The organism is Corynebacterium gallinarum (genome assembly GCF_014837045.1).
GTDB lineage: Bacteria > Actinomycetota > Actinomycetes > Mycobacteriales > Mycobacteriaceae > Corynebacterium > Corynebacterium gallinarum.
The window spans coordinates 188,149-199,904 of the sequence record NZ_JACSPR010000006.1 but is presented as its reverse complement, the minus strand read 5'-3'; the positions used below and the strand labels follow the sequence as shown (position 1 = coordinate 199,904).

13 protein-coding genes are annotated in these 11,756 nt (G+C 61.8%); 7 read left to right on the top strand and 6 right to left on the bottom strand.

Going from position 1 to position 11,756, the window contains the following annotated elements; all coding sequences use genetic code 11:
• Window positions 1–108 precede the first annotated feature (108 nt).
• The gene (glgA, locus tag H9627_RS09935; RefSeq protein ID WP_191733874.1) at window positions 109–1,281 is read right to left on the bottom strand and encodes a glycogen synthase; all 1,173 of its coding nucleotides are present in this window, start codon (window positions 1,279–1,281) and stop codon (window positions 109–111) included.
• A 225-nt stretch (window positions 1,282–1,506) separates the two neighbouring features.
• Here glgA and glgC point away from each other — a divergent pair, with 225 nt between their 5' ends.
• Window positions 1,507–2,736 carry a glucose-1-phosphate adenylyltransferase gene (gene glgC / locus H9627_RS09930; RefSeq protein ID WP_191733873.1) on the top strand — a complete coding sequence of 410 codons (1,230 nt, stop codon included), beginning with the start codon at window positions 1,507–1,509 and terminating at the stop codon, window positions 2,734–2,736.
• Between the two features lie 102 nt (window positions 2,737–2,838).
• Here glgC and H9627_RS09925 read toward each other — a convergent pair whose 3' ends face one another.
• The gene (locus tag H9627_RS09925; protein ID WP_191733872.1) at window positions 2,839–3,483 is read right to left on the bottom strand and encodes an O-methyltransferase; all 645 of its coding nucleotides are present in this window, start codon (window positions 3,481–3,483) and stop codon (window positions 2,839–2,841) included.
• A 164-nt stretch (window positions 3,484–3,647) separates the two neighbouring features.
• Here H9627_RS09925 and sigE point away from each other — a divergent pair, with 164 nt between their 5' ends.
• From sigE to tatB, 3 genes are all read left to right on the top strand, one after another.
• Window positions 3,648–4,289 (top strand): RNA polymerase sigma factor SigE, encoded by a 642-nt coding sequence (gene sigE / locus H9627_RS09920; RefSeq protein ID WP_191733871.1) that lies wholly within the window; start codon window positions 3,648–3,650, stop codon window positions 4,287–4,289.
• Between the two features lie 167 nt (window positions 4,290–4,456).
• Window positions 4,457–5,062 carry an anti-sigma factor family protein gene (locus H9627_RS14225; RefSeq protein WP_225213723.1) on the top strand — a complete coding sequence of 202 codons (606 nt, stop codon included), beginning with the start codon at window positions 4,457–4,459 and terminating at the stop codon, window positions 5,060–5,062.
• A 31-nt stretch (window positions 5,063–5,093) separates the two neighbouring features.
• Window positions 5,094–5,591 carry a Sec-independent protein translocase subunit TatB gene (gene tatB, locus H9627_RS09910; protein ID WP_191733870.1) on the top strand — a complete coding sequence of 166 codons (498 nt, stop codon included), beginning with the start codon at window positions 5,094–5,096 and terminating at the stop codon, window positions 5,589–5,591.
• A gap of 97 nt (window positions 5,592–5,688) precedes the next feature.
• Here tatB and H9627_RS09905 read toward each other — a convergent pair whose 3' ends face one another.
• The 4 genes from H9627_RS09905 to H9627_RS09890 are packed head-to-tail and all read right to left on the bottom strand — an operon-like array spanning window position 5,689 to window position 9,460.
• The gene (locus H9627_RS09905) at window positions 5,689–6,813 is read right to left on the bottom strand and encodes an Mrp/NBP35 family ATP-binding protein (protein ID WP_191733869.1); all 1,125 of its coding nucleotides are present in this window, start codon (window positions 6,811–6,813) and stop codon (window positions 5,689–5,691) included.
• A 35-nt stretch (window positions 6,814–6,848) separates the two neighbouring features.
• Window positions 6,849–7,607 (bottom strand): DUF6308 family protein, encoded by a 759-nt coding sequence (locus H9627_RS09900; RefSeq protein WP_191733868.1) that lies wholly within the window; start codon window positions 7,605–7,607, stop codon window positions 6,849–6,851.
• Window positions 7,608–7,617: 10 nt separating this feature from the next.
• Window positions 7,618–8,172, bottom strand: a complete 555-nt coding sequence (locus tag H9627_RS09895) for a DUF1003 domain-containing protein (protein WP_191733867.1) — start codon at window positions 8,170–8,172, stop codon at window positions 7,618–7,620.
• Complete coding sequence (locus H9627_RS09890; protein ID WP_191733866.1) at window positions 8,165–9,460, bottom strand: magnesium transporter MgtE N-terminal domain-containing protein; 1,296 nt, start codon at window positions 9,458–9,460, stop codon at window positions 8,165–8,167. Before H9627_RS09890 ends, H9627_RS09895 begins: the two co-directional genes overlap by 8 nt.
• 139 nt (window positions 9,461–9,599) lie before the next feature.
• Between H9627_RS09890 and H9627_RS09885 the strand changes: the two genes are divergently transcribed.
• The 3 genes from H9627_RS09885 (at window position 9,600) to H9627_RS09875 (ending at window position 11,585) form a co-directional block, all read left to right on the top strand.
• The gene (locus H9627_RS09885; RefSeq protein WP_191733865.1) at window positions 9,600–10,118 is read left to right on the top strand and encodes a magnesium transporter; all 519 of its coding nucleotides are present in this window, start codon (window positions 9,600–9,602) and stop codon (window positions 10,116–10,118) included.
• 22 nt (window positions 10,119–10,140) lie between these two features.
• Window positions 10,141–10,836, top strand: a complete 696-nt coding sequence (locus H9627_RS09880; protein ID WP_191733864.1) for a hypothetical protein — start codon at window positions 10,141–10,143, stop codon at window positions 10,834–10,836.
• Between the two features lie 224 nt (window positions 10,837–11,060).
• Window positions 11,061–11,585, top strand: a complete 525-nt coding sequence (locus H9627_RS09875) for a hypothetical protein (RefSeq protein ID WP_191733863.1) — start codon at window positions 11,061–11,063, stop codon at window positions 11,583–11,585.
• The last annotated feature ends 171 nt before the right edge of the window (window positions 11,586–11,756 follow it).

Below are 11,756 nucleotides of genomic sequence, written 5' to 3'. Positions count from 1 at the left end.
GGTTGGGAGGAAATGCCAGCTCACAGGGGGTAGCACAGGCATAAAAATGCCGGGGTGCCGTCACCGGGGGTGCGGCACCCCGGCAGCGGGGTGAGGAGAGATGAGTTCCTACATCAGGGATTTATAGACATCGACGGTCTGCTGGGCGATGGTGGCCCAGGAGAACTCGTTGATGGCGCGCTCACGACCGGCGATACCGAACTTCTTCGCCACCGCGCGGTCCGCGACCATCTTGTTCACCGCTTCGGCGATGTCACGTTCGAAGGTCTCGGTGTCATTCTCGTCGTAGTGGACCAGGGCGCCGGTCTCACCATCGACCACGACCTCCGGGATACCGCCCACATCGGAGGCGACCACGGCGGTGTTGCAGGCCATGGCCTCGAGGTTGACGATGCCCAGTGGCTCGTAGATGGAGGGGCAGACGAAGGTGTCGGCCGCGGTGAGGATCTCCTGGATGCCCTTCTTATCCAGCATCTCCTGGACCCAGAAGATGCCGTCGCGCTGGGACTGCAGTGCCTCCACGAGGGCCTTGGTGCGTTCCGCGATCTCCGGGGTGTCCGGCGCACCTGCACACAGCACCAGCTGCACGCCCTCATCGAAGTGGGCTGCGGCCTTGATCAGGTGCTCCACACCCTTCTGGCGGGTGATGCGACCGACGAACGCCACGATGGGGCGCTGCGGGTCCACACCGAGCTTGCGCAACACGGACTCGTCCGCGTCATCGAAGGTGGGGCGGGGCTGCCACAGTTCGGTGTCGATGCCGTTGAGGACCACGCGGACGTTGTCGGGCTCGATGCGGGGGTAGGCGGCGAGGATGGAATCCTTCATGCGTGCCGAGACCGCGATGACGGCGTCTGCGTATTCCATGGTGTTCTTCTCGGACCAGGAGGACACGTCGTATCCACCACCGAGCTGTTCACGCTTCCATGGGCGGTCCGGTTCCAGTGAGTGGGCGGTCGCCACATGGGGGATGCCGTGCAGACGGGCGGCGAGATGACCACCCAGACCTGCGTACCAGGTGTGGGAGTGAACCACATCAACGTCGTTGGCGGCCTCGGCCATGCGCAGACCCGTGGAGAGGGTCTTGATGGCCGGGTTGGCGTTCTCCAGGGCAGGGTCCACGCCGTGGACGTAGACTCCCTCGGCGTCACGTGGGGCGCCCATGCAATGGACATCCACCTCCGCGATCTCCCTCATGAACCGGGTCAGTTCGGTTACGTGTACACCTGCTCCGCCGTAGACCTCCGGCGGATATTCTCTGGTCAGCATTCCAACTTTCATGGTTCTGAGACTAGCCCGCCGGGGCCACACGTGCAGCGGTTTCCCACCCCGGTGGCACCTCCAGGCGCAACCCGGATACGAGGCGGGCACCTCCCGCGTGCACCTGTCCGCCTAGCGTCCGCCCAGCGTCCGGGGGGGCCGGTCACCCACTCTCGACTGACCCCGGGGCCACCCCAAAAGAAATACTTATTCGCTGGTTTCAAGCGGAAATAGGTTTTTCGTTTTATGGTTGAGGGTGTGAAGGGTAGACCAAATGTATTAGCAATCGTTCTCGCTGGTGGCGAGGGTAAGCGTCTGTTTCCGTTGACGGAGGACCGTGCCAAACCGGCCGTTCCCTTCGGCGGAACCTACCGTCTTATCGACTTTGTACTTTCAAACCTCGTGAACGCCGGGTACCTGAAGGTAGCCGTGCTCACGCAGTACAAGTCGCATTCCCTCGACAGGCATATCTCCGTTTCCTGGAATGTTTCTGGCCCGACCGGCCAGTACATCGCCTCTGTTCCGGCGCAGCAGCGCCTGGGCAAGCGGTGGTTCACAGGCTCCGCAGATGCCATCCTCCAGTCACTCAACCTGATCTCCGATGAGAAGCCTGACTATGTCATCGTCTTCGGCGCGGACCATGTGTATCGCATGGACCCGAGCCAGATGGTCGATGAGCATATTAAGTCCGGCAGGTCGGTTTCCGTGGCGGGTATCCGTGTACCGCGCCACGAGGCCACCGCCTTCGGCTGCATCCAATCTGACGACGAGGGCAACATCACCGAATTCCTGGAGAAGCCGGCGGATCCGCCCGGCACCCCGGATGACCCAGATGTCACCTTCGCCTCCATGGGCAATTATGTGTTCACCACCGAGGCGCTGGTTCGTGCGCTGAAGGATGATTCGGAGAATGAGGACTCCGAACATGACATGGGCGGTGACATCATCCCGTATTTCGTCGACCGCGGTGACGCCCACGTATATGACTTCTCCCGCAATATCGTGCCCGGTGCCACCGAGCGCGACAAGGGTTACTGGCGCGATGTCGGTACCATCGATGCCTTCTACGAGTGCCACATGGATCTGATCTCCGTGCACCCGATCTTCAACCTTTACAACAAGGAATGGCCGATCCACACCACCGTGGAGGGCAACCTGCCGCCGGCGAAGTTCGTCCAGGGCGGTATTGCACAGTCCTCGATGGTCGCCCCGGGATCCATCGTCTCGGCGGGTACCGTGCGCAACTCCGTGCTGTCCACCGACGTGATCGTCGAGGAGGGCGCCACCGTGGAGGGCGCGGTCCTCATGCCCGGTGTGCGCATCGGCAAGGGTGCTGTGGTTCGCCACGCCATCCTGGACAAGAACGTCGTCGTGCGTGACGGTGAGCTCATCGGCGTCGATCACGAGCGCGATTCCCAGCGTTTCAAGGTCAGCGCCGGCGGTGTGGTCACCGTGGGTAAGAACCAGGTGGTCTAGCAACACCCGGTCACCTTAAGTCGCGCCCTCCGGGGCGCGACTTTTTTTAATGCTTGTCGACGCCCCGATCACCCCAGGTGCCCCACCGCAGGTGGTGGGGGTTTACGCCTTCTTGGTGACCAGCGTCAGGCCGGCGCCGAGGGGGAGTCGGGCCACGTGTGCCGCGTCGAGGGCGCGGACGTATTCATCGGCCTCGCGGGCGGCCACGGTGTCGCGGTCCTTCCGGGTCTCATCGGAGACTGTGCCGTCGAGGAGAGCGTCGGCAAGCATGAGGACACCGCCCGGACGCAGCAGTGGCCAGGCGGCATCGATGAAGGCGCGCAGATCCATGGGGGAGACCTGGCCGAAGACCAGCTGGTAGCTGTCGGAGGCCAGTCGACCCATCACGTCGAGGGGACGCGAGGGCAGGAAACGGACACGGGAGGGGGAGTAACCGGCCTCGCGGAAGATGGATTTCGCGTGGCGCTGGTGCTCGGTCTCGGGATCGATGCAGGTGAGGGTGGTTCCCTTCGCCAGGCCGCGGAGGATGTAGAGGCCGACAAGACCGGCCGCGGGGGTGATGGCGATCGCACCGGTGGATCCCTCGCCATTGGTGGCGGCGGCCAGAGTGGTGATCAACTGGCCGGTCACCTCATCCGGCACGGGGAGACCGAATTCCGCGGCATCCTCACGGGCGGTTGCCAGGGCGGGATCGATCTCCGTGGTGGATTCGACATAGTTACGAAGGAACTCGAAGGCATTACTCACGCTGTACAGTCTAGGCGCAGGGCTGAATCATGGGGGTACTACACGCTGCCATTACGCTGCTTTTATCGCGCTACGATAACAATTAACTAACCGTTTAATATTTACCAGTGGATACACAGTCAAACGTCTAGATTTCCCAAGTTTGATCCGGCATTATGAAAGCTATGACCAATAAGCCCCGAGACCTTGAACCCGCTGCCATCGATCTCGCCCCGGTAGAACCCACCGAGGAACTTTCTGGCACCGCTGCGTTCGACGCCGGTCAGGCAGAAATGCCGTCGTGGGGCGAACTGGTGGCGGAACATGCCGATAGTGTCTACCGTCTCGCATTTCGGTTGTCGGGCAACCAGCATGATGCTGAGGATCTTACCCAGGAAACCTTTATGAGGGTGTTTCGGTCGCTGAAGAACTATCAGCCCGGCACCTTCGAGGGGTGGCTCCACAGGATCACCACCAACCTGTTCCTGGACATGGTTCGTCACCGCGGCAAGATCCGGATGGAGGCACTTCCCGAGGATTATGAGCGGGTGCCGGGCACCGACATGACCCCGGAGCAGGCCTACACCGTGGCCAATCTCGACCCCGCCCTGCAGGAGGCGCTTGATGAACTGAGTCCTGATTTCCGCGTCGCGGTCATCCTGTGTGATGTGGTGGGTCTGAGTTATGACGAGATCGCTGAAACCCTCGGCGTGAAGATGGGTACCGTCCGGTCCCGCATCCACCGTGGACGCACCCAGCTCCGCGCCAGCCTTGAAATGGCAGCTCAGGACAATGAGGAGGTCTCGATCCTGGTTCCCACCACCTAGATCCTCCCCGTCATCTCGGACTGATTGCACCGGTGTCATTTCAGGGGGGAACTGAATTAAGACGGCAAACGTTGAATTAAGTAGGTAGCGTGAGATGTATAGCTTTAGTCGTTTCGCGCCACAGCCCCAGTCCGATATCCACGAGCCACAGGAGGTTTCCGGAACAGATGTTCAATTCTGACTCCACGGGGGACGTCCGATCCCAGCTCCGCCAGCCCCGCACCGCTCGCCCTGCGGGGCCCAGCAGTGTCCAGGATGATGCGGGTGGTCAAGGATCTGACAAAACCAGACGGCGTCAGGGGGCCAGGTCGAAGGCCGTCAAGCCCAAGCTCACTCCGCGTCAGCTCGAGGTGATCAAGGAGATCCGGTTGGGGGAGGTCCTCAAGACCAAGCTGGTGGAGAAATCCCAGCAGCTCCAATCCAGGACCCAGGACTTCGCTTCAGTGGATCATCTGTCCTCTGATGCCGCAGCGATGTTCATCGATAATGAGCTGAGCAGGGGCGCCATGCACCGCGCCAGACTCCACCTCGTGCACTGCTCTGAATGTCGTCAGGAGATCACCCGGCAGCGGGACACCGTCGATTTCGTTCGAACGGAATGCAGGAATGATAATGTCACCGCCCCCTCTGATCTCAAGGCCAAACTGATGAGCCTGGCCAATGAATGCGCCCCGGGACCGGGTGCAGAAGACGTCGCGATTCAGCGGCCGGAGTCTTTTGTGGCTAAAGTTGAATCGGTGGTGCGCGCGGTACGCCGCACCCAGGGGCGTTGAACCCCACCGTTGAACAGTGAAGGTCTGAGGCATGTTTTCTAACGTCGGCTGGGGAGAGATCCTCCTGCTTTTCATTGTGGGTCTCATCGTCATCGGACCTGAACGGCTTCCCCGTCTGATGGAGGACCTCAAGGCGGCCATTGTTGCTGCCCGCACCGCGATCAACAACGCGAAGCAGAATCTGGATACCGATTTCAGCGAGGAATTCGACGAGATCCGTAAACCCTTGTCCCAGATCGCCCAGATCCGCAGCATGTCCCCGAAGACCGCCATCACCCGTGCCCTTTTTGACAATGATGATTCCTTCCTGGATTCCTTCGATCCGAAGAAGATCATGGCCGATGACACCGCAGGTCAGGCCCATCGCCAGCAGGTGGCTGAAACCGGCACCACACCCGAGCGGGCCGAGGTGGTGGAGCGACCGGCGGACCGGACCGACCCCACGCAGTCCCCGAACACCCCCGGGCAGAACAATAATGGTGGCACGCCGCCCGCCGGTGGCGGTTACGCCTGGACTGATCTGATCTAGGCCGATCTGGGACACAGATTAAAAAGAAGCCAGCGCATCCTCGTGGTGAGGAGGCGCTGGCTTCTGGCGTATCCGGGGTGGTGTTATTTAACGGGTGTTATTTAACGCCCAACCCGAGGGTCTTGCCCACGATGGACACCTTGCGCTTGGCCAGGGCGTCGGCGATGGCGTTGATCGCCGCGGTGGTGGGGGAATACGGTTCGGAGATCGCGATGGGGTTGCCCACATCTCCGCCCACGCGGAGGGACGGATCCAGCGGCACCGATCCCAGGACGGGGACATCCTCACCGGTGAGCATGCTGAGACGCTGGGCGATCTTCTCGCCACCACCGGAACCAAAGACCTCCATGGTGGAGCCGTCGGGCATCACCATGGCGGACATGTTCTCGATGACACCGGCGACCTTCTGGTTGGTCTGCAGGGAGATCGAACCGGCGCGCTCGGCCACATCAGCGGCAGCCGCCTGCGGGGTGGTCACGATCAGCAGCTCGGCATTCGGGAGCAGCTGGGCGATGGTGATGGCGATGTCGCCTGTTCCCGGGGGGAGATCCAGCAGGAGGATGTCCAGGTCACCCCAGAACACATCAGAGAGGAACTGCTGGATGGCACGGTGCAGCATCGGGCCACGCCACACCACCGGTGCGTTGCCCTCGACGAAGTGGGCGATGGAGATCATCTTCACGCCGTGAGCCTGCGGGGGCATGATCATGTCGTCGACCTGGTGGGGCCGGGCGTCGGAACCGAGCATACCCGGCACGGAGTGGCCGTAAATGTCGGCGTCGAGGATACCCACGGACAGACCCTTGGCGGCCAGGGCGGTGGCAAGGTTGACGGTCATGGAGGATTTGCCTACCCCTCCCTTGCCGGAGGCCACCGCGTACACGCGGGTGGTGGATCCGGGCTGGGCGAAGGGGATGACCGGGTCGGCGGTGTTGCCACGCAGGCTCACCCGGAGTTCACGGCGTTGTTCATCGCTCATGACATCAGTGGTGACCTGGACAGTGCCCACGCCCTCAATATCTTTCACCGCCGCCTCCGTGTTGGAGACGATGGTGGTCTTCATCGGGCAAGCCGCGATGGTCAGGTAGACCTCTACCTGCACATCGGAGCCATCGATGGCCACAGACTTGACCATTCCGAGCTCCGTGATGGGCTTCCCGATCTCTGGATCCTCTACGCGGGACAGCGCGCTGCGGACAGCGGATTCGGTTACTTGAGACATCACCTAAATAGCATAGTCCGCACCACGTCCAAGACCTAAGTCCGTTTGCGGGCAGCCATCCACACCACGACATCAAGGACCCGGATGGTGCTCAGGGCCGCGAGGGCGCAGTTGCCGGGCTGGTGGGCGGCCTCGGCACGGATGCTCTTGAGGTGCCTGGACAGGGCCTTGTCCTCCGCACGGAGAACGGTGTGGAGGTTCTCGTAGAACCCCACGCTGTCGGTGTTCAGTTCGCGCTCGATGACGGAATCGATGATGGGGAAGAGCTTGGGGCGTTTGCGGGCGATGAGTTTGCTCACCCGCGAGGGGCCGAACCCGCGGCGTCGCAGAGCTGTCCACAGCAGGTTCCCGGCATCGAGGTGCTCCGTGGCCTTCTTCGAGCTCAGGCCCACATCGGTAGGAATCGATTCAAGAATCTTCCTGATCCGCTTCAGATCATAGGGAAGCTCATAGGCGGTGAGCTCGCGGGTCACCACCCCCTTGAGGTCGATGCTCCCGGCGCGCTCCGGCGGTTCGAGCAACTGGGCCACCTGCAGTCCGGGAACCGGAACATCCAGTAAGGAGAGGGAGAGCAGATCATCGCGGGTGATCTCATCGCGGACGGGCTTTGCATCACCGCCCCCGCCTAGTCTCTCGAACAAGGAACCGGTGTACATGGGGCCAGCGTGTGGATCGGTGGCGAAGTATTCCTGGAGATAGGCCACCGCCAGTTCCGCGTGATCATTTTCCAGGATCTGTGGCAGATCCCACCCGAGGTGGTCAAAGGCATCCGCCCATGGGGTAGCAGTAGTCATGTCCTAAAGGCTAGTCGACAACATCGCCCTGGGTCGGTGCGTTGAGGTCATGGGGATCGTCATTGCGGGAGGCCACCGCGTCATCGAGCTTGGCCTCCAGACGCTCGAGGAAACCACGTAGATCATCCAGCTCGTGGCGGAGATAGTCACGGGTGACCATCTCACCGACGGCCAGGCGGACACCGGCGAGTTCTCGGGTGAGGAACTCGGTGTCGGCCTTGGTCTCCTCGGCTCGTCGACGGTCGGCCAGGATGGTGGACTTGTCGCGGTCCTCCTGACGGTTCTGCGCCAGCAGGATCAAAGGCGCGGCGTAGGCGGCCTGGGTGGAAAACGCCAGGTTGAGCAGGATGAAGGGGTAGGGGTCCCAGTTCCAGGCGAAACCGCCGATGTTGAGCATGATCCAGATGATCACGAAGATCGTCTGCCAGAACAGGTACTGTCCCGTGCCGAAGAAACGGGCGACTTTCTCCGCGTACGCACCGATGGTGTCGTCGTCGAATTTGAACCGTCTGCGCTTGGTGCCGACCAGGGGGGTGTCCAGGTCCGAGCGGCTGTAGTCAGCCAAGGGTCTCCTCCTTCACGCCGGGGCGGATACCGGCATCGCGCCAGTCCTCGGGCAGCATGTGGTCCAGCAGGTCATCAACGGCCACCGCGCCGAGCAGGTGTCCGTTCTCATCCAGGACGGGGCCGCACACCAGGTTATAAGTGGCGAAGAACCGGGCTGCGGTCTCCTGGGAATCATTGGCGTACAGCGGGGGCAGGTCGGGATCCAGGATGCCGCCGACCAGGCTGGAGGGGGGTTCCCGCAGCAGTTTCTGCAGGTGCACACACCCCAGGTACTTGCCGGTGGGTGTGGCGGTGGGGGGACGCACCACAAACACCAGGGAGGCCAGGGAGGTCGGAAAATCAGGGTTGCGTGCCATGGCCAGGGCCTCGGCAACGGTGGTGGAGGGATCCATGATGAGCGGCTCGGGGGTCATCAGGGCGCCGACGGTGTCGGGGTTGAAGCTCATGAGCCTGCGCACCGGTGCCGATTCCTCCGGGTCCATCAGTTCCAGCAGGACACCGGCCTTGTCCTCGGGCAGCTCACCGAGGAGGTCGGCGGCATCATCGGGGTCCATCTCCTCCAGCACATCGGCGGCGCGTTCGATGTCGAGGGTTTCAATCAGCTCGGCCTGACGGTCTTCGCTGAGCTCCTGGAGAATATCGGCGAGTCGTTCGTCGTCAAGCTCCCCGGCGACCACGTCGCGCTGGGACTTCGGCAGGCCGTAGAGCTGCTTGGCCACGTCGGCCGCACGCATGTCCTCGAAACCGGCGATAAGCTCGGCGGTCTGGTTGGTCTCCCCGGTACCGCCGGCGGTGATGCCGTGCACGTGGCTCCACGGCGCGATGTACAGCGCGGGACGACGCCCGAACTTGGGGCGTTCACCGATCAGCGCAACCCGGGAGATGACCCAGTCACGGGTGCGGGTCTGCTCCAGCTCCACATCGGCGATCTCCACGGCGCGACCGTGCAGCTGCTCCAGCTCGGGATCATCCGTGTGCACCTTCGTGCCGATGATGTCACCCAGAACCTGCAGCTCACCCGTGCGGGCCTTGAAGGAACGCAGCGACACCGACCCGGAGATCAGATTGACGTCCTTCGGTTCGATCGCCGCGATGCGCAGCATCGGCAGGAAGATGCGCCGCTTGTTGTTCACCAGCTCCACCACCAGGCCGAGCACGCGGGAATCCTGGCCGCCGGAGCGGATCGTGACCACGACATCGCGCACACGCCCGATCACGTCGGTGTCGGGGCCACGCACCACCATCCCGGCGAGACGGCCTGCGTACAGTCGGGTAATTCCTCTCATGTCACACAGCTTAACGCTTTACGACGCCCCGACCTCCCCGCGGCGCGATGCGGTCAGGGGTGGGAACCTTTGCGCTGGCTGGGCCGTTTTCACTGTGTATAGGGAAATAGATTGATAGTGAGATAAGGGTGATGAATCAATGGCGATGCAGGCAACCGGATCCGGGGGCACCAACAGGACCGAACTGGGCCTGAAGAAACGGCCAGAGGGGTGGCCCGTGGGCAGCTTCCAGACCTATGAGGAGGCACAGCGGGCGGTGGATATGCTCTCCGACAATGAATTCCCCGTTGCTGAGCTGACCATCGTGGGCGTGGACCTGATGGAGGTGGAAACCGTCACCGGTCGACTGACCTGGGGGCGTGTGCTCGCCGGTGGTGCCGCCTCCGGTGCGTGGCTGGGACTGTTCTTCGGCCTGGTGATGGGCCTGGTGTCCAACTTCTGGTTCTCCTCCCTGCTCACAGGCCTGGTCATGGGTGTGGTCTTCGGTGTGGTGCTGGCGGCGGTGCCGTACTGGGCATCCCGGGGCAAGAGGGATTTCACCTCCGCCACCCAGATCGTGGCGGGACGCTATGACATCCTGTGCCGTCCCGACCGTGCCCGTGAGGCCCGCGACATGATCGCCCGCAACATGGGAGAACTGGGCCACCCGCAGCAGTAGGGGCAGGGTAAAGTAACCCGCTATGAGAACGACGGGTGTGAAGAAGACTGTCCTGGGTCTCGTGGCGGTGCTGGGCTCGGGGATGCTGGTGGCCTGCGGCAGCGTGGACCCCAACAGGTTCGAACCACATCCCCGGCAGGTGGCGGAGCAGAAGGAGAACCTCTACATCGCTGTCGATCCTGACTACCTGGGACACAACGTGGTCAGTGAGGTCTACAAGACCGTCCTGGGAAACCGGGAACGGTTCGCCGTGATCCGACACGAGGACAACCTGAGCGCGGATCCCTTAGGCCCCCTCAACGAGGGTACCGCCGACCTGGTGGTCGGATGCACCGGTGCTCTCCTGGAGGTGGTCAACCCCGTGCTGGCCGGGGAGCTGGAAGAGGAGTACCTCGCGGCGGTCGAGGCGGGGGAGACCGATATCAACTCAGGTGAATGGCGCGACCGCACCTTCGATGCACTGATCGGGTCGCTTCCTTCCCACCTCGACACCGCAGACCCCTCCAACGCCCAGGGATGTCCCACCGCCAACGGGTTGCCCCAGAACATCGTTCCCATCTACCGCAACCCCACCTTCAGCCGTGCCGACCGCGAAATCCTCAACTGGGCCAGCGGCGCCATCACCACCTCCGAACTGCAGGGACTGATAGCGGACGCCGAGGAGCTCGGCCGGACCCGTGAGCTGGTCGAGAAGTTTGTTGCCTCCAAGGGGGGTTGATACTTGACCTGGTGACCATGGATTCAGGGAGTGTGGGAAATATCTCTGCAGCGCAGGAGAAGTGCTAAAAGTTCCTGTGATGACATTACAATAAACATTAATATTTCCTGTGTTTATCTAAATGAAGGCCGGTGTTACTGGTGATGTTGTCATGGCTGCGGATATCAAAGCTTCTCACAGTGGTGGTGCTCGTAGCTGCGATAGCTTCGGCCGCCATCTTTTTCGTGACCAGGGAGGAGGAGGTGCCCGAGCCTTTTGACCGGACCAGGGACACCCAGGCGATCATCGCGCTGGAATTGGACAAAGAGATTGTGCTCATGTCGGCCACCACGACTGGTATCCACGAGGTGGAAAACCACCGCAAGGTGTTCGGTGATCGCCGGATGTGGGGCAGCGGGAAAAGCGAACTCATCGAATACCGCTACAAGAGCAAGTTGGGTATCAGCGGCGACGATGTGATCATCAGATCCAAACTCAACAACAGGTATGAGATCGTCATTCCGGAGTTCGAGTTCATCGGTTATGACGATGTGGTCATGGATACAGTCCATGAGGAGAGAGGTTGGCTCAGCTTCGGCACCGAGGATATCGACACCGGTGAGGTGGTCACCCAGATCATGGACAGCAACAAGGTCGGGGAAATCATCGACGATAACCGTCAGATCCTGGAGCGGCAGACAGAAGATTTCTTCTGGGACCTGATCCTGGAAATCGACGACGAGGTGGATCTGGACTTCACCTACAAATAATGGCGGAACCTTCGGGCTGCCATAGAGCACATGTGGGCCCCCGGGTTGGGCATGGCCCCGCGATGTCTACCATCTCATCGCTATCGGAACGGTGATTATCAACCTCCAGTGGCATCACTAGCTCACCCGTCATCGTCTCCAGCTGACGGTGCCATGTATCTATGTAGAAAA

Coding starts and splice junctions, on each gene's coding strand:
- glgA (WP_191733874.1), bottom strand. CDS start 1,281: ATGAAAGTTGGAATGCTGACCAGAGAATATCCGCCGGAGGTCTACGGC.
- H9627_RS09900 (WP_191733868.1), bottom strand. CDS start 7,607: ATGACTACTGCTACCCCATGGGCGGATGCCTTTGACCACCTCGGGTGG.
- H9627_RS09905 (WP_191733869.1), bottom strand. CDS start 6,813: ATGTCTCAAGTAACCGAATCCGCTGTCCGCAGCGCGCTGTCCCGCGTA.
- H9627_RS14225 (WP_225213723.1), top strand. CDS start 4,457: ATGTTCAATTCTGACTCCACGGGGGACGTCCGATCCCAGCTCCGCCAG.
- H9627_RS09885 (WP_191733865.1), top strand. CDS start 9,600: ATGGCGATGCAGGCAACCGGATCCGGGGGCACCAACAGGACCGAACTG.
- glgC (WP_191733873.1), top strand. CDS start 1,507: ATGGTTGAGGGTGTGAAGGGTAGACCAAATGTATTAGCAATCGTTCTC.
- H9627_RS09890 (WP_191733866.1), bottom strand. CDS start 9,460: ATGAGAGGAATTACCCGACTGTACGCAGGCCGTCTCGCCGGGATGGTG.
- tatB (WP_191733870.1), top strand. CDS start 5,094: ATGTTTTCTAACGTCGGCTGGGGAGAGATCCTCCTGCTTTTCATTGTG.
- H9627_RS09880 (WP_191733864.1), top strand. CDS start 10,141: ATGAGAACGACGGGTGTGAAGAAGACTGTCCTGGGTCTCGTGGCGGTG.
- sigE (WP_191733871.1), top strand. CDS start 3,648: ATGACCAATAAGCCCCGAGACCTTGAACCCGCTGCCATCGATCTCGCC.